This window comes from Ruegeria profundi, assembly GCF_001507545.1.
GTDB classification, from domain to species: Bacteria; Pseudomonadota; Alphaproteobacteria; order Rhodobacterales; family Rhodobacteraceae; genus Ruegeria; species Ruegeria profundi.
The window spans coordinates 1-19,115 of sequence record NZ_LQBP01000009.1; the positions used below are offsets into that span (position 1 = coordinate 1).

22 protein-coding genes are annotated in these 19,115 nt (G+C 57.1%); 10 read left to right on the plus strand and 12 right to left on the minus strand.

All coding sequences use genetic code 11. The features are described from left to right. The 3 genes from AVO44_RS16115 to parC all read right to left on the minus strand — a co-directional run. A partial coding sequence (locus AVO44_RS16115; RefSeq protein WP_038034850.1) for a GTP-binding protein occupies positions 1 to 99 on the minus strand: 99 nt, incomplete at its 3' end. A 113-nt stretch (positions 100 to 212) separates the two neighbouring features. Continuing rightward, positions 213 to 806: a hypothetical protein gene (locus AVO44_RS16120; protein ID WP_068338998.1), complete on the minus strand. Its 594-nt coding sequence runs from the start codon at positions 804 to 806 to the stop codon at positions 213 to 215. Positions 807 to 903: 97 nt separating this feature from the next. After that, entirely contained in the window at positions 904 to 3,249 is a 2,346-nt protein-coding gene (gene parC / locus AVO44_RS16125; RefSeq protein ID WP_068339000.1) for a DNA topoisomerase IV subunit A, read from the minus strand. 201 nt (positions 3,250 to 3,450) lie between these two features. Here parC and AVO44_RS16130 point away from each other — a divergent pair, with 201 nt between their 5' ends. The 6 genes from AVO44_RS16130 (at position 3,451) to AVO44_RS16155 (ending at position 7,662) form a co-directional block, all read left to right on the plus strand. Further along, positions 3,451 to 4,059 (plus strand): SH3 domain-containing protein, encoded by a 609-nt coding sequence (locus tag AVO44_RS16130; RefSeq protein WP_233422005.1) that lies wholly within the window; start codon positions 3,451 to 3,453, stop codon positions 4,057 to 4,059. 69 nt (positions 4,060 to 4,128) lie between these two features. Further along, a complete protein-coding gene (locus AVO44_RS16135; protein WP_068339006.1) occupies positions 4,129 to 4,956 on the plus strand; it encodes an SDR family NAD(P)-dependent oxidoreductase in 828 nt (275 codons plus the stop codon). Positions 4,957 to 5,036: 80 nt separating this feature from the next. Then, entirely contained in the window at positions 5,037 to 5,240 is a 204-nt protein-coding gene (locus tag AVO44_RS16140) for a twin transmembrane helix small protein (protein WP_068339009.1), read from the plus strand. Beyond that, positions 5,241 to 5,813 carry a cob(I)yrinic acid a,c-diamide adenosyltransferase gene (locus AVO44_RS16145; protein WP_068339011.1) on the plus strand — a complete coding sequence of 191 codons (573 nt, stop codon included), beginning with the start codon at positions 5,241 to 5,243 and terminating at the stop codon, positions 5,811 to 5,813. A 161-nt stretch (positions 5,814 to 5,974) separates the two neighbouring features. Next, entirely contained in the window at positions 5,975 to 6,733 is a 759-nt protein-coding gene (locus AVO44_RS16150) for an electron transfer flavoprotein subunit beta/FixA family protein (protein WP_068339016.1), read from the plus strand. Next, entirely contained in the window at positions 6,733 to 7,662 is a 930-nt protein-coding gene (locus AVO44_RS16155) for an electron transfer flavoprotein subunit alpha/FixB family protein (protein WP_068339019.1), read from the plus strand. Before AVO44_RS16150 ends, AVO44_RS16155 begins: the two co-directional genes overlap by 1 nt. Positions 7,663 to 7,720: 58 nt before the next feature. Here AVO44_RS16155 and AVO44_RS16160 read toward each other — a convergent pair whose 3' ends face one another. Beyond that, the gene (locus AVO44_RS16160; protein ID WP_233422006.1) at positions 7,721 to 8,536 is read right to left on the minus strand and encodes a DUF6473 family protein; all 816 of its coding nucleotides are present in this window, start codon (positions 8,534 to 8,536) and stop codon (positions 7,721 to 7,723) included. 163 nt (positions 8,537 to 8,699) lie between these two features. On the opposite strand from AVO44_RS16160, the gene AVO44_RS16165 reads away from it, so the two are divergent. After that, complete coding sequence (locus tag AVO44_RS16165) at positions 8,700 to 9,575, plus strand: 3-hydroxybutyryl-CoA dehydrogenase (RefSeq protein ID WP_068339022.1); 876 nt, start codon at positions 8,700 to 8,702, stop codon at positions 9,573 to 9,575. Between the two features lie 51 nt (positions 9,576 to 9,626). Here the strand turns inward: AVO44_RS16165 and AVO44_RS16170 are convergent, their stop codons facing one another. The 7 genes from AVO44_RS16170 to AVO44_RS16200 are packed head-to-tail and all read right to left on the minus strand — an operon-like array spanning position 9,627 to position 15,050. After that, complete coding sequence (locus tag AVO44_RS16170; protein ID WP_068339025.1) at positions 9,627 to 10,526, minus strand: lysophospholipid acyltransferase family protein; 900 nt, start codon at positions 10,524 to 10,526, stop codon at positions 9,627 to 9,629. A 39-nt stretch (positions 10,527 to 10,565) separates the two neighbouring features. Next, on the minus strand, positions 10,566 to 10,835 hold the full coding sequence (locus tag AVO44_RS16175) for an HPr family phosphocarrier protein (RefSeq protein ID WP_068339028.1): 270 nt from the start codon (positions 10,833 to 10,835) through the stop codon (positions 10,566 to 10,568). 2 nt (positions 10,836 to 10,837) lie between these two features. Next, the gene (locus AVO44_RS16180; RefSeq protein WP_068339031.1) at positions 10,838 to 11,245 is read right to left on the minus strand and encodes a PTS sugar transporter subunit IIA; all 408 of its coding nucleotides are present in this window, start codon (positions 11,243 to 11,245) and stop codon (positions 10,838 to 10,840) included. Further along, positions 11,242 to 12,135: an RNase adapter RapZ gene (rapZ, locus tag AVO44_RS16185; protein WP_068339034.1), complete on the minus strand. Its 894-nt coding sequence runs from the start codon at positions 12,133 to 12,135 to the stop codon at positions 11,242 to 11,244. The genes AVO44_RS16180 and rapZ overlap by 4 nt, the downstream gene beginning before the upstream one ends. Beyond that, on the minus strand, positions 12,120 to 12,590 hold the full coding sequence (locus AVO44_RS16190; protein WP_068339037.1) for an HPr kinase/phosphorylase: 471 nt from the start codon (positions 12,588 to 12,590) through the stop codon (positions 12,120 to 12,122). Before AVO44_RS16190 ends, rapZ begins: the two co-directional genes overlap by 16 nt. 4 nt (positions 12,591 to 12,594) lie before the next feature. Then, positions 12,595 to 14,313 (minus strand): sensor histidine kinase, encoded by a 1,719-nt coding sequence (locus tag AVO44_RS16195; protein WP_068339039.1) that lies wholly within the window; start codon positions 14,311 to 14,313, stop codon positions 12,595 to 12,597. A 32-nt stretch (positions 14,314 to 14,345) separates the two neighbouring features. Beyond that, positions 14,346 to 15,050, minus strand: coding sequence for a response regulator transcription factor (locus AVO44_RS16200; protein ID WP_068339042.1), 705 nt, complete (start codon positions 15,048 to 15,050; stop codon positions 14,346 to 14,348). Positions 15,051 to 15,397: 347 nt separating this feature from the next. Between AVO44_RS16200 and AVO44_RS16205 the strand changes: the two genes are divergently transcribed. From AVO44_RS16205 to AVO44_RS16215, 3 genes are all read left to right on the plus strand, one after another. After that, positions 15,398 to 16,996, plus strand: a complete 1,599-nt coding sequence (locus AVO44_RS16205; protein ID WP_068339045.1) for a phosphoenolpyruvate carboxykinase — start codon at positions 15,398 to 15,400, stop codon at positions 16,994 to 16,996. A 382-nt stretch (positions 16,997 to 17,378) separates the two neighbouring features. Then, positions 17,379 to 17,669: a hypothetical protein gene (locus AVO44_RS16210; protein WP_068339048.1), complete on the plus strand. Its 291-nt coding sequence runs from the start codon at positions 17,379 to 17,381 to the stop codon at positions 17,667 to 17,669. A gap of 33 nt (positions 17,670 to 17,702) precedes the next feature. Next, entirely contained in the window at positions 17,703 to 18,245 is a 543-nt protein-coding gene (locus AVO44_RS16215) for a hypothetical protein (protein ID WP_233422007.1), read from the plus strand. On the opposite strand, the gene AVO44_RS16220 is transcribed toward AVO44_RS16215, so the two are convergent. Beyond that, a complete protein-coding gene (locus AVO44_RS16220) occupies positions 18,242 to 19,006 on the minus strand; it encodes a sulfite exporter TauE/SafE family protein (RefSeq protein ID WP_068339051.1) in 765 nt (254 codons plus the stop codon). The two genes, AVO44_RS16215 and AVO44_RS16220, sit on opposite strands and share 4 nt — an antisense overlap. Positions 19,007 to 19,115 lie beyond the last annotated feature (109 nt).

Here is a 19,115-nt window from a genome sequence, read left to right on the forward strand (position 1 = left end):
GGTGATTGCTGCGGTCAGCGTCGTCTTACCATGGTCAACGTGGCCAATCGTGCCGATGTTGACGTGCGGTTTTGTACGCTCAAACTTTTCCTTTGCCATTCCTCAGGCGCCCTTTTGCAATTTGGGGGACCCTTGGTCCCGTGGTTACATCTGCGCGCGCGGGATATTTGGTTCAAAGGGGGAAATCAAGCACATCCTGCATCGAAAGCGGGTTATGATGCCGGATTTTGCGTGACGACGCCGGAATCAAGCGGTTGGATCAGGTCCGGGCGACGGTCAAACCAGCCATTTGCCTCGTGTTCTTCGGCCAGCCATTCCTCGACCCGGTCGGCCACTTTCAACGCCAAACCGTTCATTTGCTCTTCTCGGGTGCGGGCGTGACCAGACCCGGCAAGGGCACTTTCGCCGGTCGTGTCTTCAAGAACCTGGAATTGTTTGGCCTTTGCCAAAAACTCTTTTTTGCGAACATCGTAGACGTTCACAAGTACGATGGCCGTGCTTTTGGGGTTATAGATAACTGGCACACCCGGAGGTGCAAGCATGTAACCTTCGAGGCTGATGCCAATGTCATATTCCTGCGCGCCGTCGTAACGGCCCAGACGGATATCCACGGCGTTCTGGATCGCCTCTTCCCACTCCTTGGGGGTCGCGTCGCGGGAGACCGGACCCTGCCTCGCTTTCTCGGCGAACGCATAATTGACGCGCAGCTTGAATTCGCCCAGCGACTCGGGTTCTTCGTACACTTGTGTCTGTGTACAAGCGCCCAAAAGGGCCAGTCCGGCGATCAAGGTCAGAATACGCAACATGTCATGTCTCGATAGGCTTGTTTTTTATGATTTAGCCCACTGATACGGCCTGTGCCAAGCCGTATCGGCGGAATTTCACCACAGACCCACGCGGTCATCAGAACTTGTAGTCGCGCGGGAAACCATAAGGCGGTTTTTTTCCGACGCTGGCGCGTTTGGCCAGCCACTGGGACATATCAGCCTCGTGCCGGGTCTTGTCGCCGCCCATGGACCATTTCAGGCCGTCTTCCCAGTTAAACGTAGTGACGTCGGACAGGCCACCATCCAGTTCCAAAGTGCCCTGCCGTCCACGCGCCATGTTGTATTTCTGCAGACGCACACCTTTGCCGCGTGTCATCTCGGGCAGTTCCTCTGTTGGGAACACAAGGAACTTGCCGTTCTGCGATACAACGGCCACGTGATCGCCCTGAACCGGCTTACAGATCATCGCCGCTTCGTCGCCCTTGACGTTCAGCACCTGTTTACCGTTGCGGGTCTGGGCCAGCACTTCATCCTCGGGCACGATGAATCCGTTGCCCGCCCCCGACGCCACCAGCAGCTTGCGCCCGGGCTTGTGAATCAGGATGTCGATAATCTGCGCCTCGTTCGGCAGGTCAACCATCAGGCGCAGGGGCTCACCCATGCCGCGACCTCCGGGAAGATTAGCGGCACTAACCGTATAGAATCGCCCGTTTGAGGCAAAAACCACCAGTCGGTCCGTCGTTTCGGCATGGAAAATGAAACGCGGACCGTCGCCGTCCTTGAACTTCAACTCGCGGTTCAGGTCGATATGGCCCGTCATGGCGCGTATCCAGCCCATCTGAGAGCAAACGACCGTGATCGGTTCCTTGTCGATCATCGCCTCAAGCGGAACCTCTTCGACCTGACCTGCCTCGGCGAAGCGCGTGCGCCGCGCGCCGCCTTCGTAGTCTTTGCCGAAGGTTTTCTTGGTCTCTTTCAGCTGCTCAGCAATCTTTGACCACTGCAGGGTCGGATCGGCCAGCAAATCCTCAAGATTGGCGCGCTCCAGCATCAATTCATCGCGCTCGCGGACCAGTTCCATCTCTTCCAGACGGCGCAGGCTGCGCAGGCGCATGTTCAGGATCGCGTCGACCTGAACCTCGGACAACTCACCCTCACCCGGCTTGGGCGAGACATAATCGGACTCATCGGTCGCGCGGACATGATCGATGCCCCAATCTTCGCGCATCAGCGCCGCCTTGGGGTCGTCGTCATAGCGGATGATGTCGATCACACGGTCGAGGTTCAGGAAGGCGACGATAAAGCCCTCCAACACCTCTAACCGGTGGTCAATTTTGCCCAGACGGTGGCGCGAGCGGCGCAGCAGCACCTCTTGCCGGTGGTCGAGGAAGGCCCGCAGCACTTCCTTCATCGAGCAGACCTTGGGTGTCACCCCATCGATCAGCACGTTCATGTTCAGGCTGAACCGCACCTCAAGGTCCGAGTTGCGATAGAGCATGCCCATCAGCACCTCGGGGTCCACATTCTTGGAGCGAGGCTCAAGAACCACCCGGATGTCATCGGCGGATTCGTCGCGCACATCTGCGAGAATCGGAATTTTCTTGGTTTGGATCAGCTCGGCGATCTTTTCGATCAGCTTGGATTTCTGAACCTGATAGGGGATCTCGGTGACGACAATTTGCCACTGACCCCTGCCCAGATCCTCGACCTCGAACTTGCAACGTAGGCGGAACGAGCCGCGCCCGGTACGATAAGCCTGCGCGATGCTCTCGGGCGGCTCTACGATAACGCCACCGGTCGGGAAATCCGGGCCGGGCACGTAGTTCAACAGCGTGTCGTCGCGCGCATCCGGCGTTTTGATCAGATGCAGGCAGGCATCACAAAGCTCGGCGATGTTATGCGGCGGGATATTCGTCGCCATGCCCACCGCGATACCGCTGGCCCCATTGGCCAAAAGATTCGGAAACTGCGCGGGCAGCACGACCGGCTCGGTCAGCGTGCCATCATAGTTGTCACGAAAATCAACGGCGTCTTCGTTCAGCCCCTCAAGCAGAGCTTCGGCCACGATGGTCATCCGCGCCTCGGTATAGCGCGAGGCCGCCGGGTTATCGCCGTCGATGTTGCCAAAGTTCCCCTGCCCATCGACCAGCGGGTAACGCACGTTGAAATCCTGCGCCAGACGCGCCATCGCGTCGTAAATCGCGGCGTCGCCATGCGGGTGATAGTTACCCATCACGTCGCCCGAAATCTTGGCGGATTTCCGGAAGCCACCCGTCGCACTGAGTCGCAGCTCGCGCATGGCGTATAGGATTCGCCGATGAACAGGCTTCAATCCATCCCGCGCATCCGGCAACGCCCGGTGCATGATCGTGGACAGCGCATAGGTCAGATAGCGTTCGCCAATCGCGCGGCGCAGCGGCTCGGCCACCTCGCCCCCGTTTTCGGGGGCCTCCATGTTGGGGTTGTCGATCGTATCATTCATACATGATGTGATACGCCGCAACTGCGCCTTGGTAAAGCGACCAGCACATATTTACTGGGGACAAGTGGCGCTTTTTGCAACAAGGGGAGGCACCCCCGCAATTTCCCCCGTCTTTCGACAGGATGCATGAAATATGGTAACCTATTGGAATTAGACTGCTGCTTATTTCTTGTTTCTTACGATTGACCCGGGGGATGCGCCATGACGCGCCTTATTGTAATCTCATTCGCTGCACTCGGATGGTGCTTTTACATCATGAGCGGGGGGCCGAACTTCGAACCACGCGGCCTGCGCAGCGACCAACCTCAACGTGAAGTTGTAGCCCAGACCACAACTGTCGCGCCTGCGCGCGCCGAAGAGCTTGTAACCAATGTTGCAGCCCGAGTACCAACGAGCCACGAGCCGCCAAAGGCCAAACCCGAAGAAGTGGTTCAGATCATTGCCGACGACGCGAGCCTTGCGTCGTTCTCAAGCCTGACAATCTTTGCCGATCAAAGCGCCAACTTCACGCTGGCCTCGCTGGAAGACGGTGTAGCCGGGCTGAGCCAGGTCACGACCGAGGTGCAGAGCGATGTCGCCGAAGCACCGACCCTGCCCGAGCCGGAAAAGGACATTCGCGAGATTTCGGGCACCCGTGTAAACATGCGCGACGGGCCCGGTACGATCTATCCCATCGTTGGTAAGGCAACCATCGGCCAGAAGGTCGAGGTTCTGAGCGAGTCCGGAACCGGCTGGCTGCGATTGCGCGTGTTGCCACAGCAACAAATCGGATGGATTTCGGCATCGCTGGTTCGAAAAATCCCGGACTGACGCAGTGGTGTGATTGCCCTGACCACAGCCTCGCAATAGCTATGGGCGAGGTTCAGAGTCAGGAAGATCATGCAAAAGACCATTCTTATCACCGGCTGCTCTTCGGGCATTGGTCAGGATGCCGCTCATGGTATGCGCGCACGGGGTTGGCGCGTGTTTGCGTCCTGTCGTCAGCAGCGTGACTGCGACCGATTGCGGGCGCAGGGGTTTGAAAGCCCACGCATCGACTATACCGATGCAGACAGCATCGCGGCGGGGCTGGCCTCGGTTTTCGAAGCCACGGGGGGCACGCTTGATGCGTTGTTCAACAACGGCGCACATGGCCTGCCCGGAGCGGTCGAAGATTTGCCGACGGAGGGCCTGCGCCAGATTTTCGAGGCCAACTTTTTTGGATGGCACGAACTCACGCGACAGGTAATTCCGGCAATGCGGGCACAGGGGCACGGTCGAATCGTTCAGAATTCCTCGGTTCTGGGGTTGGTGGCCTTTCCATGGCGCGGAGCTTACGTGGCAACAAAATACGCGGTCGAGGGCCTTACAGACACGCTGCGCCTGGAACTGGCAGATACCGACATAAAGGTGATCCTGATTGAACCCGGACCGATCACTTCAAAAATCCGGGAAAACTCGATCCCTTTTTTCGAACGGTTCATCAATTGGCAGAACTCGGCCCTGCGCGCGCGGTACGAGGCTTCGTTACTGAAAAGACTATACGAATCCTCGGGACCCGACCGGTTCGAATTGCCCGCTTCGGCAGTGACCAACAAGCTGGCACGTGCCGTCGAGACAAAACGACCGCGCGCGCGGTATTATGTGACGACACCAACTTACGTTGCCGGATACCTGCGCCGTATTTTACCGACCCGCGCCATCGACCGCATCCTCTCGGACATCTGAGGCGAAATTACCCGTTCGCTTTTCCAATCTGCAAAGCTAGATGGTAGACTAACGAAACAAGAAACGCGGACGGTGTACCCATGGACCTTTTGATGGTCGTTTTGCTGTTGGCCATGGCGGCTGTTGTCGTCGTGCTGGCGATAGGCATCTCAAACTTTGGCAAAAGCGGCAAAGCGGCAGCGATGAAAAGCAACAAGATGATGCGCCTGCGTATCCTGTTTCAGTTCATTGCCGTGTTGCTGATCGTGCTCTATGTCTGGCTACGTGGACAAGGAGCGCAGTAAATGGTCGTCCTGAACAAGATTTACACCCGTACCGGCGATGACGGGAAAACCGCCTTGGGCAACGGTGAACGGGTTGCAAAATATTCCGGTCGCGTGGCGGCCTATGGCACCGTAGACGAGTTGAACTCGTTCGTTGGCGTGGCCCGCACCGAGGCCGAAGGCGACGTTGATGCCGCCCTGTCGCGCATCCAGAACGACCTGTTCGATCTGGGCGCGGATTTCTGCCGCCCCGACATGGAAAAGGACGCCGAGGCCGACTATCCGCCGCTGCGCATCGTTGCATCGCAGATCGACCGGCTTGAGGCCGAGATCGACGTGATGAACGAAACGCTGGAACCGCTGCGCAGCTTCATCCTTCCGGGCGGTTCTCGGTTGGCGGCCCATCTGCATGTGTGTCGCACAGTTTCGCGCCGGGCCGAGCGGTTGGCGGTTGAGCTGACCAATCTGGAGCCGGTAAACGCAGTCGCAGTGAAATACCTGAACCGCCTGAGCGACTGGTTCTTCGTTGCGGCCCGCTGCGCCAATGAAAACGGCACTCAGGATGTTTTGTGGGTCCCGGGCGCCAACCGATAAGTTTTGAGACGCAGCGGCAAAAAACACGAAACGCGACGTCCCAAGACCATGACGTGACGATTTTACTCTGTTGCAGAGGGAATTGAGACGCTATTCAATCCCCCGAAAGCATTGGTGGAGTCGCTTCGCGGCTTACCGTTTTTTGAGGAGAAAGCGCTAAAATGAAGGTACTCGTGCCTGTCAAACGCGTGATTGACTATAATGTGAAAGTCCGCGTGAAAGCGGACGGTAGCGGTGTTGATCTCGCCAATGTCAAAATGTCGATGAACCCGTTCGACGAGATCGCCGTAGAAGAGGCGATCCGCCTGAAAGAAGCGGGCAAGGCGGATGAAGTTATTGCTGTTTCGGTGGGCGTAAAGCAGGCGCAGGAAACGCTGCGTACCGCGCTGGCCATGGGGGCCGACCGCGCGATTCTGGTCGTTGCGGCTGACGATGTGCACACCGATATCGAGCCATTGGCCGTTGCCAAAATCCTGGCCAAAGTGGTCGAGGAAGAGCAACCCGGACTGGTTCTGTGCGGCAAGCAGGCGATCGACAACGACATGAACGCCACCGGCCAGATGCTGTCGGCACTGCTGGGCTGGAGCCAGGGCACTTTTGCCTCTGAGGTGGATATCGAAGGCGACAGCGCCAAGATCACCCGCGAGGTGGATGGCGGCCTGCAGACCATCAGCGTCAAGATGCCGACCATCGTGACCGTCGACCTGCGCCTGAACGAGCCGCGCTATGCGTCGCTGCCCAACATCATGAAGGCCAAGAAAAAGCCGCTGGATGAGAAAACCGCCGCCGACTACGGCGTCGATGTCAGCCCGCGTCTGGAAATCGTCAAAACCGACGAGCCGCCGGCACGCGCTGCCGGTATCGTCGTGGGCTCGGTCGACGAGCTGGTTGCAAAACTCAAAGAAGCGGGGGCTGTGTAATGGCTGTTCTTCTTCTGGCAGAAGTCAATAACGGTGAGCTGTCGCTGGACGCCACCGCCAAGGCTGTCAACGCCGCCAAGGCACTGGGCGACGTGACCGTTCTGGCCGCGGGCGGCTCGGCTGCTGCTGCTGGCGAGGCCGCCGCCAAGATTGACGGTGTGTCCAAAGTTCTGGTGGCCGAAGACGCGTCTTTGGGTCACCGTCTTGCAGAATCAACGGCCGCGTTGATCGTGTCACTGGCCGACGGGTACGAGCACATCGTTGCCCCCGCGACCACCGACGCCAAGAACGTGATGCCGCGCGTGGCCGCGCTGCTGGACGTAATGGTAATCTCGGATGCGTCCGGCGTGGTTGACGGCTCGACCTTTGAGCGCCCGATCTATGCGGGCAACGCGATCCAGACCGTGAAATCGAACGACGCCAAAAAGGTTGTCACCCTGCGGACCGCCAGCTTTGACGCGGCGGGCGAAGGCGGCGCGGCCCCGGTTGAGACCATCTCGGTCCCGGCCGCCGAAGGCCTGTCGTCCTGGGTCGAGGATAAGGTGGCCGAAAGCGACCGTCCGGAACTGACCTCGGCCGGTGTCGTTGTCTCGGGCGGCCGTGGTGTCGGCTCGGAAGACGATTTCAAGCTGATCGAAACCCTGGCCGATAAGCTGGGCGCCGCCGTTGGCGCCTCGCGTGCCGCGGTTGACTCGGGCTATGCCCCGAATGACTGGCAGGTGGGTCAGACCGGTAAGGTTGTTGCACCTGACCTCTATGTCGCTGTCGGCATCTCGGGCGCGATCCAGCACCTGGCGGGTATGAAGGACTCGAAGGTCATCGTTGCGATCAACAAGGACGAAGAAGCACCGATCTTCCAGGTCGCCGACTTCGGTCTGGTCGCCGACCTATTCCAGGCTGTGCCGGAGCTGACCGAGAAACTCGGGTAAGTCTGCTACGACTTTCAACTAATATACTCGAAGGCCCGCCAAAAGGCGGGCCTTTTTTTTAGATTTGCCTTCGGATCGGCCCCAACAGCGCGTCGGCAATTGCCTTATGCGCCGCCGGGCCGATCATATGTTCGGCCATCGGCTGCTGTAACGTTCCGAACAACATATCCTCAAGCGCGTCGGACTGGCCGGATACAGGCACCGAAACTTCAATAAAATCCGCGCATAGGGGGCGTACAGCCTCGAACATTTCCGGTGTTACAACTGTACTTTCATTTTGGCGGTCTCCATCTTTGTGTTGCAGCACTCTTAGCCCCAACAGAATGACCGGTACCTCCAGCCTGTGTAGCAAGTCACTGATTTTCCGAACCCAGTTGTGGCGCAACTCATCGACAACAACCTCGAAACGCGCATCTTGATGACTTTGTAAAGAACTCATCAAGTGGTGCACGAAATGAACATCGGTGAAGTCCAGTTCGGGATATAGCTCGATCAAGTCCGATGTTGGTGTAAGAACCCGGTCATTGCGCCGGGGATGGACCCGGTAAAAGTGATTCGTCTGGCTGAGAACACCCGGCGCCTGAAGGATGCACAACTCGGCCATATTCAAAAGCTTGAACAATCCTGCGTCGTTGCACAACGCCTCAACCCCGCAGAAAAGACTTCCAAGATTCAGGCAGCGCCGATCCAGCTTTTCTTCGAGAATCGTGGCAAATGGACGTTCCACAAACCGCCCATAGGTTTCATCCCCGCCCGTGCAAACCATGTAGACGGTATCCAACGACCGCTCTGGCCCACGAAACCAAAGACGTGATTCACCGTATTGGCATACGGCATGCCCGGCACCTGCCGAGCCTGTTTGATGATAGCTCATAACACTCACCCATTTCTCACCCGGTTGCCATCTTGAAGCCGCAAGTCTTGAGAAAGTCCTAATGTGCGCATTTAAAGCAAATTGGATGCGCCTGATCCCCTTGCCGCCCCTACCGATCTGCCGCTAGTGTCCCCCCAACCCCGAGACTCAGAGGCATCAGAACATGGACGTAAAATCAGTCGGAGTGATCGGCGCAGGTCAGATGGGCAATGGCATCGCTCATGTTCTGGCCCTGGCGGAATATGACGTTCTGCTGAATGACGTGAATCAGGACGCGCTGAATGCCGCACTGTCTACGATCGAAGGCAACATGGCGCGCCAGGCCTCGCGCGGGAAAATCACGGAAGAGGCGATGCAGGCCGCCCTCAAGCGGATCAAAACCACGCTTGAGCTGCCCGAACTGGGGCAGACCGATCTGGTGATCGAGGCCGCAACCGAACGCGAGACAATCAAACAGGCAATCTTCGAGGATCTGCAACCGCATCTGCAACCGCACACAATCCTGACCTCGAACACCTCGTCCATTTCAATTACCCGGCTGGCCAGCCGCACAGACCGGCCAGAGCGGTTCATGGGGTTTCACTTCATGAATCCGGTTCCGGTGATGCAACTGGTCGAGCTGATCCGCGGCATTGCGACGGATGAACCAACTTTCAACACGTGCAAGGCCGTCGTGGATCGTTTGGGAAAAACGGCTGCCAGTGCCGAAGACTTCCCCGCCTTTATCGTGAACCGCATTCTGATGCCAATGATCAACGAAGCGGTCTATACATTGTACGAGGGCGTTGGAAACGTGCAGTCCATAGACCAATCCATGAAGCTGGGCGCGAACCATCCGATGGGCCCACTGGAACTGGCTGATTTCATTGGGCTGGACACCTGCCTGGCCATCATGAACGTGCTGCATGATGGGTTGGCAGACACAAAATACCGTCCCTGCCCATTGCTGACCAAATATGTAGAAGCCGGTTGGCTGGGGCGCAAGACCGATCGTGGGTTTTATGACTACAGGGGCGAGGTTCCGGTCCCCACCCGCTAATGCAGAGGGGCAAAGCCCCTCTGGCCCTTCGGGTTTGGGTGACGTGACTGTCTAGCGTTTCAGCGTCTCGCCCAATGACATCGTGTGTTTTCTCAACCACGCCATAAACCCGCGCGGATCACGCTCCAGCAGTTGCATATCTTCATCCGAAATCGGCTCTCCGATGACAGGTGACTGCGGTTTGTTGCACGAGCGCACGATCTCATGCAGCAAAAGCCCCTGCCGCAAAATCGGGGACAGCCTGTTGGCGATCTGGTAAGCGCGCGAATTTCGGCCGGGGAAAAAGATGGGAACCACACGCGCACCAGAACGGCGGATCATCTTGGCGGTGAACACGTTCCATTCCCGTTCCTGCGCGGGCCCAAACCAGTCGTCCGAGGACATAACAACACCCGACGGGAACAATGCCACGACCCCGCCTTGTTTCAGGTGATCCATTGCCTTACCGCGCATTTCCAGCATTTTGCCTTGCGCCTCGGGGTCATGCGGGAACGGAACCGGGATCATGAATGATGTCGCCGCCTCGTCCAAACCGGTCAAAACAGAGCGGGTCAGGATTCTGTAGTCACTGCGGACCCGGCCGATCAACTCAGCAAGGATCATACCGTCTACCATACCGTGCGGATGGTTCGCCACCACGACCACCGGGCCTTCTTTGGGAATGCGGGCAATCTGCTCTTCCGGCGTGGTCAGGTCGATTCCCATAACCTCAAGCGCGCCGCCCCAAAACCTTTGACCGCGGTAATATTCGTTCTTCTTTTCGAATTTGTTGACCATACGCAGAATGGTCAGTTTGCCGGTGCACCATTCAATCGCGCGAATGGCGGTTGAGGTCCAAACATCGTCGAACGAGTTCGCGTAAGTCAGGGTTCTACGGTCGTAGATTTCGCCCTGATCTTTGGTCCCATCCAACAAAGGGCCTGTCTTGGTCTCGTGCGTAGTTTCCGCCAATTCCTGGTCATCCCGTTCTTCATCGCGCAGCCGATGAGGTCAGAACCCTTCCCCGAACTTGTCATTCACCAGGGTTTCTAAAGCATCAGCTAACGCCTCAGCATCCGGTCCGGACGTCTCGACGTCAATAGTCGTTCCACGCGATGCTGCCAACATCAAAAGGCCCATAATGCTGTCGCCCGAAGCAGAAAAACCGTCTTTGGATACTTCGGCTTGGGCATCAAAGCCCTCGACCACCTCAACCAGCTTGGCCGAGGCGCGGGCGTGCAAACCCTTTTCGTTTACTATTTTCAAACTTCGGTTGGTCATTCTTAATCAGTCCGGTCTTCTTCTAATGTCACATTTTGCGCATTGATGTATTTACGTCCAGCCTCCATCGCCTGCCGAACGGCGTCTGCCACAGGCAGATGGCGGGTTTTGGCCAGTTTAATCAACATAGGCAGATTTGCACCATAAAGGATACGACGATCATGCGGGGCGCAGGCGCGTAGGCTTAGATTCGACGGGCTGCCCCCGAACAGGTCGGTCACGACAACGACCCCATCCCCAACATCCACACTGTCAGCGGCCACACAAATTTCGGCCTGCTTTTCCTCGCGATTATGGTCTGCCTCAATCGAAATCGCGATCAGACCGGGTTGCTTTCCAACCACATGCTGAACGGCAGCCAGATACTCTCTGGCCAACCCACCATGTGCTACGATTACAATCCCGATCAATCCGGCCTCACATTCAACGATCGACGTTCCATTTCGCGGTGCCTAATTGCCACTTGCTGCCCCTTCTCTGCAAGAGCCTTTGCGACCGCTTCTGCCATGGCAACCGACCGATGTTGCCCGCCGGTACAGCCAAAAGCCACTGACAGGTGTGCTTTGCCCTCTGCACGGAAGCTTGGCAGCAACAGGTTCAGCAAATCCACAACCCGATCGAAAAACGGAGCGTAATTCGTATCAGATTTTACGTAACTGGCAACGTCCGGGTTTCGACCATCTTCTGACCGCAGTTCCGGCCTCCAATAGGGATTGGCCAAAAACCGGCAGTCGAAGACCATATCAAGCCCGCGCGGAAGGCCCCGTTTATACGAAAATGACTCAATCGAAACCGCAAGGTGCCGCCCGCCTTGTGGAGCAAACCAGCGCTCAACCTCTTCGCGCAGTTGGTGGACATTCAGCGGGGAGGTGTCGATCAGCGTATCTGCAATCTCGCGGATCGGGGCCAAAAGCTCTTTTTCCTGCCGCACACCTGTTTCCGGGCTTGCATCAGTGGCCACTGGATGTCGGCGGCGAGTTTCCGAAAAACGCCGCAGCAAAACCTCGTCATTGCAATCAAGGTAAAGCGTCGTCAAATCAACCTGCTCCATGCGCCTCAGGCGCACGGCCAGTTCGATGAACCCGATTGTCGAGAAATCGCGGTTGCGCGCGTCGATACCCAAGGCCATCGGCCGATCATCCTGCGGCCCGTCCAAAAGGCGCATCAACAGACCCATGGGAAGATTGTCGATGGCTTCGAAGCCCAGGTCTTCAAGCACACGGATTGCAGTCGAACGGCCCGCGCCTGATGGGCCTGTGACCAAAACAATACGCCGTTGCGGTTTTAAGTGCTGGGCCATTCCGGGTCTAAACGCCCCATTTTCAGAAGTTGCATCAGTATTGCGGACAAATTGGGGATGCCTGCCGCCCGAAGCAAGGGCACAGTTTGCCTCAGGACAACCGTGTTCACCGGCTCCGGTAAACGGGCGGGTTCGGATTGATCGAGATCCACCACGTAACAAACCGGCGTTGCCCCAGCGGTTCTTGCACGAAGCAACCCAACGCCCCGAGCCTCAATCACTCCGCGCAACGTCGGAACAGCATCCGCAATAGCCGCTCCGTCAACCATGCTCAGGGCAACACGGTCATCGGCAACCAGCGCTGCCCCGTATGCCATCATCTGCAAGGCCAACGCCGATTTACCTGATCCCGAAGGTCCCACGACCAAAGCGCCGCGCCCTTCGACGGCCACGCATGTTCCGTGAACGATAGCTGTGTTTTGATGTCGAATGTCCAAGAGGGTCTGGCCATTCATGCGTTTACACCGGCAACCCCACCACAAATCGCGCACCCAGCGGGTCCGATGTAATGTCTGCCTCGGTCGGGCGAATATTCTCGGCCCAAATCACACCGCCATGAGCTTCTACAATCTGTTTCGAGATCGCCAGCCCAAGGCCCGAATTGTTGCCAAAATGCTCTTCCGGCCGCTGCGAATAGAACCGTTTGAAGATTTTGGTCAACGCCTGATCCGGAATGCCGGGGCCTGTATCTTCGACCACGATCAGCACTCGGTTTTCTCGGCGACGCACCCAGACGCGTATGGCGTCGCTGTCTTCGCAGAATGAAATCGCGTTAGTGATCAGGTTGACGAAAACCTGCGCAAGACGCGCCTCAAGCCCATTGACGACAATCGGCTGACGCGGAAGATCGGTAATGTAATCAATGCCTTTGGCGCGGGCGTCTTCACCCAAATACTGCCCGATATTTTCCAGCAGCTTGAGCAGATCGAAAGGCTGTTCCTCTTCCTTTACCAACTCAGCGTCTAGGCGTGACGCGTTCGAGATATCACTGACCAAACGATCCAACCGACGCACATCATGTTCGATCACGCCCAGCAATTTATCGCGTTGGTCGTCGCGCTTGACCACACGCAAAGTTCCAACGGCCGACTGCAAACTCGCAAGTGGGTTCTTGATTTCGTGCGCGACATCAGCAGCAAACTGTTCGTTTGCATCGATGCGGTTGTACAATGCTGAAACCATCCCCCGCAAAGCCTGGCTGAGACGCCCGATTTCATCTGGCCGCGCGCTCAGGTCGGGAATGCGGATGCGGCCCGGATTGACACCAGCCCCCCGGTCTTTGCCCGTCTCGGCCGCAGCGGCGAGATCCGCCAGCGGGTTGGCAATGGTGGATGCCAGAACAAGGCTTAGGCCGATAGAGACCAAAAGTGCCACGACGAACATTTGCAGGATACGTTCCTGTTCGCGCCGGGCCAGCGCGTCGATTTCACCAGCAGGACCGGCCATTGCCACAGCCCCCATAGGCGCCCCATCCTGCAGGATCGGAGCCGCCGCGACAATAACCGTCTTGCCGGCTGCATCCTTTACCGCTTCGACTTGTAACTCTCCCCGCAAGGCCTCAGGAATGAGATCTTGCACGCGCTGCGCCAGCGTCGGAGCCTCGTCCGCTTCCGAGCGTGTAAACACCCGGGACAGTCCGGTCCAGACGGCGTTCAGCGCATCACTGATCAAAGTGCTGCCGGTCTGAACCTCGGAGCCGTTTTTTAACAACGCAGTGTTCTGCGAAGGGGCCGCCACCCCGCGCGTCCAGCCAATCAGCGTGCCGTCTGCGTCGTATACAAAAACTTCGCCCCCGTCTGGCAGGCTGAGCCCAGCCAGCGTATCCTTGACGTCCAGTGCAGATGTGACCTGAGAATGCCCAATCAGGTTCTGCCGCAGCTGGGTTTCGAACACGTTGCTGACAAGCTGCGCGTCACCGATCAGGTTGCGCGCCGTTTGCTGGACCTGGTCCTCGCGGGAATCGTTAAGGTACAGCAGCCCCGTAACAAGGATAACAAGAGCAATCAGGTTGAAGGTGATAATCCTGCGCGCCAAAGGCGAGCCCCGCAACGAGAACATGTTGCGACGTTGGCGTGACGCCCGCAGCTCGGCAGACTCCGGATCCTGCGGGATGACCCAGTCATCCCCCAGAACGACGTCGCCGTCCCGCAATTCGCTTGCTTGCTCTGTATCGCGCACGAGGTTCGGTTACCCCTTCTCAGTGGCCACGCTTATTCTTCGTTATACCTGTATCCGATGCCATACAGTGTTTCGATTGCCGAAAACTCTGGGTCTGCGGCGCGCATTTTTTTACGCAAGCGCTTGATGTGGCTGTCGATGGTCCGGTCGTCGACATAGACCTGATCATCATAGGCGACATCCATCAGCTGATCACGGCTTTTGACGAAACCGGGGCGCTGCGCCAGCGCTTGCAGCAACAGAAACTCGGTCACGGTCAGTGAAACGTCCGCCCCCTTCCAGCTGACCGCATGGCGCAGCGGGTCCATCCGCAGGTCACCCCGTTCCATCACTTTGGTATCGCCCGAAGCGGCATTGGTCACATCGCCGGACGTAGCCTCCTGCCGGCGCAGCAACGCACGGATGCGTTCAACCAGCAACCGCTGTGAAAAAGGCTTTTTTACATAGTCATCCGCGCCCATGCGAAGGCCAAGAACCTCATCAATTTCATCGTCCTTCGACGTTAGAAAGATGACCGGCATCTGGGTTTTCTGCCGCAGCCTCTGCAACAGGTCCATACCGTCCATGCGTGGCATTTTTATATCCAGCACGGCCATATCGGGCAGTTTTTTGTTGAATGCGTCCAGGGCTGCTTGCCCGTCGTTATAGGTTTCAACCTCGAACCCTTCGGCTTCGAGAGTCATGGACACAGACGTCAGAATATTTCTGTCGTCGTCCACCAGTGCAATCTTCGACATCGGGTTTACCCCTATTCCTGCTCACTCATGCAATATTTCGCTTATTAGTAGGGCATCTTTGTCGTTTTTATGTCCGCGAATCAATCCGTATCTGCGAATCGTGCGTTTGTTGTCACACAGCTGCGGCAAAAAAGCCGTTAATGGCTTCAGAAACGCGCATTGATTGCCGTCAGGAAATTTCTGGTGGCGCTAAACTTGAATTTGGTTGCGCTAACTGCGCCAAACCGTCCTGTTCACGCCCTAAATGACCATGATAAGACCCGTCTGTCCGCCGGAACGATCCGGCAAAATGCCCCAAGAGCGCATGCGGCCCACCCGCCGAAGCGCCGCCACAGGAGAAGACACACATGACATCTGGACGGGTCAACCCGCAATTCCGCCTCGAAGATCAGGGCATCGGGGGTCTGGGAAATGTCTATTATAACTTCATGGAACCAGCGCTGATCGAAGAGGCGCTGAAGCGCGGCGAAGGCACCCTTGGCAATGGCGGGGCTTTTCTGGTTACCACCGGCAAGTTCACTGGCCGCTCGCCCGAGGACAAGCACGTTGTCAAGACCGACAGCGTTGCGGACACTATCTGGTGGGAAAACAATGCCGAGATGAGCCCCGAAGGCTTTGACGCTTTGCACGATGACATGCTGGCCCATATGAAGGGCCGAGACTACTTTGTGCAGGATCTGGTAGGCGGTGCTGACCCCGCCTTTTCAATAAATGTTCGCATGGTTACAGAACTGGCCTGGCACAACCTTTTCATCCGTCATCTTCTGCGTCGCCCGGATCGCGAGGACCTGGACGAGTTCGTCGCTGATTTCACCATCATCAACTGCCCCAGTTTCCAGGCGGATCCGGCCAAGCACGGCTGTCGCAGCGAGACCGTGATTGCGCTGAACTTTGACCGTAAACTAATCCTGATCGGTGGCACTGAATACGCGGGTGAAAACAAGAAATCTGTGTTCACCCTGCTCAACTACATGCTGCCTGAAAAAGGCGTGATGCCGATGCACTGTTCGGCCAACCATGCCGTTGGCAACCCGGTCGATACCGCCGTGTTTTTTGGCCTGTCGGGCACCGGAAAAACCACGCTGTCCGCTGACCCTGCGCGCACCCTGATCGGTGACGACGAACATGGCTGGTCGGACCGCGGAACGTTCAACTTCGAAGGCGGCTGCTATGCCAAGACCATCAACCTGAACCCCGAGGCCGAGCCGGAAATCTACGCCACCACCAGCAAATTCGGCACGGTGATCGAAAACATGGTGTTCGATCCTGAAACCAAGGCACTGGACTTCGAGGATGACTCGCTGACGGCAAACATGCGCTGCGCCTACCCGCTCGAATACATTTCGAATGCATCCAGCAGCGCCCTTGGCGGTCACCCGAAGAATATCATCATGCTGACCTGCGACGCATTTGGCGTTCTGCCTCCGATCGCGCGGCTGACCCCGGCGCAGGCGATGTATCACTTCCTTTCGGGCTTCACCTCGAAAGTTGCAGGGACCGAACGTGGCATCACCGAACCCCAGCCGACATTCTCAACGTGTTTCGGCGCTCCATTCATGCCGCGCCGCCCGGAGGTGTACGGCAACCTTCTGCGTGAAAAAATCGCTCAGCACGGTGCAACATGCTGGCTGGTGAACACCGGCTGGACCGGTGGCGCGTATGGTGTCGGGTCCCGAATGCCGATCCGGGCAACCAGAGCGCTGCTGACCGCTGCGCTGGATGGGTCGCTGCGCGACGCCGAGTTCCGCAAGGATGCCAATTTCGGGTTTGACGTGCCCGTGGCCGTGCCCGGCGTGGCCGAGGTTCTTCTGGACCCGCGCCGCACCTGGGACGATCAAGCCGCCTTTGACAAACAGGCCGACAAACTGGTGCAGATGTTCGCAGAGAATTTCGAACAGTACCTGCCCTTCATCGACGAAGACATCAAAGCCGTCGCAATCGGCTGATCTGACATTGGGGGCATCTTGCCCCCAACGTCCTTTTGGGCAGCTTGCAGACAATATCGCCAAAAAATCTCGGCAACATCACAATATCGTTGTATGTCACATTGTCTGCACAAAACGCGTTGCCCGAAACGTGCTATTCAATTAGTTTTTGCATCTGTCGAAATAAAAAATGCCCGAAGCCTTTTCTTCGGGCGGGACGTAAATACTGTTGGGTCGCTCGGGCAAACTCTCAAATCAACACATTTGCCACCCAATGACAAAATACGTCTGCGACAGAGGGGATGAGTGTCAACATGCGACCTTTGGGACGCCGCCAAAGAATTGGCATCTCTGGTCGTGCCGCGGGGCGGCAACGGTTGGCATAAGTAAAGACAGGTAGACTATGACGGAAATCTCAAAACTGACTGAACTGCGTAAACTGATGCAGAGTATGGAACGCACGCTGGGCCTTGAGCAACTGTCTCCGGTGGAGCGCGACATATACTACGCGGCCGAAGAGCTTTCGAAGTCAGACGACGAGGTACGCACATTCGGATTGATCGAGCATACGTTGGTGCAAAGCGTCTCACGCCCGACCTTTTTTCGCGCGTTGAAATCACTGGTTGAAAAAGGGTATCTGTCGCAAAGCGGCACCGCAAATCGAGGGCGGTACATCGTTCATGCCCCAAAGTAACACTGCAAATTCGCGCATTGGTGGCTGAAACTCGTGCGCAGGTGGGCTACGGACACGTTCTACGCCTCTTTGGCTTATATCGTGGCATCGCTGCTGACGTTCGAAGTTCTGGCGCCGCTTCAGAACATGTTTTTCGCCGAATATCCCAGCCGGGCCAGCCTGCTGTTCCTGCCCCATGGTGTGCGGGTTTTGGCAGCTTGGCTGCTGGGATGGCGGGCGGTTTTCGCGCTTTTACCCGGCGTATTTGTCGTCTTCGCCCTTTTGGGTGGCAGTGATGTTTTCCTGCCAAGCCGATTGATGGCCATCGTCATTGCCGTCACGTCCGTTCCGGCGGTGTTCTACATATGCAAATGGGTTGGTTGGGACTTGTTCCCCCGACCTGACCGCAAACCGTGTTGGGCCTGTGTTATGGCGGTGGGGATCATAACGTCTTTTCTTGTCTCAGGTCTGACCAACATAGCTTTCGGTAGCGCACGCGCCGAGTATGTCGCTTTTTTAATCGGTGATATTTCAGGGCTTTTCTTCCTGATGCTGGCTTTGTACTTCGCCTTTCGTATTGCCGACAAGCGCGGTTAACCCATCAACCCTCGTCGTAATAGGTTCAATCCAGTTACCAGCAGGACCAACAGCGTCACTTTTCGAAACAGCGCCTGATCGATGCGTGATTGCAATTGCAAACCGATCCACATCCCTATGACCGCAGGTATGACCAATGCGGCCGAGAACGGTGCCGTTTCGGCCCGGAATATCCCCGACCCCACATGGGCCACCATCAGTGCAACGGCCCCCAAGCCGTAGATCACCCCCTGAACCCGCATTTGCATTGCTTTTGGTGTGTTCAGCGCAGTCAGATACGCAACGGTTGGCGGCCCCCAGATGCCCGACATTCCTCCGACAAACCCCGCAACAGAACCAATGCCCAATTCAATCCGAGGTGACGGATTACGAAGGACCAATTGCACGCCCAAAACCTGAATCAGGGCAAAAAACGAAACCGGGATGCCGATTATCAACAGAAACGTTGACACGGGCAGCGAACTGACCACCTGAGCCCCGATCACCAAAAACACCAGCCCTGCGGCCAGGAACACGCGAAACGCCTTCATCGCGGATATGGCGGCCGGAATACCTTCGCGAAGGGCCTGAAAGCCATTCGTTACCAAAGTCGGCAAAATCAACCCGGCAAGCGCCAAGTCCGGCGGCAGGAACATACTGAGCCCCGAAACCAGTACCATCGGCATGGCAAATCCAACCATACCTTTGACCCAACCGGCCACAAGCGCAACGCCAGCGGCCAATAACAGTTCGTTTGGGTTAAGCAAGGAAAGCAGTGTCATGGCCCCGTGATACCACTATTGACGCGCGCTGCACTGCAAAATTGACAAAGCAATTTTAGAACTATTTCTCGCTATAATTCGTATTTTTCTTGCGCTGCACGTGCAGCAT

Bases quoted from the DNA above. Each gene is read 5' to 3' on its own strand.
- AVO44_RS16175 (WP_068339028.1), bottom strand. From the start codon at position 10,835: ATGACCAACCGAAGTTTGAAAATAGTAAACGAAAAGGGTTTGCACGCC.
- AVO44_RS16150 (WP_068339016.1), top strand. From the start codon at position 5,975: ATGAAGGTACTCGTGCCTGTCAAACGCGTGATTGACTATAATGTGAAA.
- AVO44_RS16210 (WP_068339048.1), top strand. From the start codon at position 17,379: ATGACGGAAATCTCAAAACTGACTGAACTGCGTAAACTGATGCAGAGT.
- AVO44_RS16165 (WP_068339022.1), top strand. From the start codon at position 8,700: ATGGACGTAAAATCAGTCGGAGTGATCGGCGCAGGTCAGATGGGCAAT.
- rapZ (WP_068339034.1), bottom strand. From the start codon at position 12,135: ATGGCCCAGCACTTAAAACCGCAACGGCGTATTGTTTTGGTCACAGGC.
- AVO44_RS16155 (WP_068339019.1), top strand. From the start codon at position 6,733: ATGGCTGTTCTTCTTCTGGCAGAAGTCAATAACGGTGAGCTGTCGCTG.
- AVO44_RS16140 (WP_068339009.1), top strand. From the start codon at position 5,037: ATGGACCTTTTGATGGTCGTTTTGCTGTTGGCCATGGCGGCTGTTGTC.
- AVO44_RS16135 (WP_068339006.1), top strand. From the start codon at position 4,129: ATGCAAAAGACCATTCTTATCACCGGCTGCTCTTCGGGCATTGGTCAG.
- AVO44_RS16160 (WP_233422006.1), bottom strand. From the start codon at position 8,536: ATGAGCTATCATCAAACAGGCTCGGCAGGTGCCGGGCATGCCGTATGC.
- AVO44_RS16120 (WP_068338998.1), bottom strand. From the start codon at position 806: ATGTTGCGTATTCTGACCTTGATCGCCGGACTGGCCCTTTTGGGCGCT.
- AVO44_RS16200 (WP_068339042.1), bottom strand. From the start codon at position 15,050: ATGTCGAAGATTGCACTGGTGGACGACGACAGAAATATTCTGACGTCT.
- parC (WP_068339000.1), bottom strand. From the start codon at position 3,249: ATGAATGATACGATCGACAACCCCAACATGGAGGCCCCCGAAAACGGG.
- AVO44_RS16130 (WP_233422005.1), top strand. From the start codon at position 3,451: ATGACGCGCCTTATTGTAATCTCATTCGCTGCACTCGGATGGTGCTTT.
- AVO44_RS16205 (WP_068339045.1), top strand. From the start codon at position 15,398: ATGACATCTGGACGGGTCAACCCGCAATTCCGCCTCGAAGATCAGGGC.
- AVO44_RS16220 (WP_068339051.1), bottom strand. From the start codon at position 19,006: ATGACACTGCTTTCCTTGCTTAACCCAAACGAACTGTTATTGGCCGCT.
- AVO44_RS16145 (WP_068339011.1), top strand. From the start codon at position 5,241: ATGGTCGTCCTGAACAAGATTTACACCCGTACCGGCGATGACGGGAAA.
- AVO44_RS16190 (WP_068339037.1), bottom strand. From the start codon at position 12,590: ATGAATGGCCAGACCCTCTTGGACATTCGACATCAAAACACAGCTATC.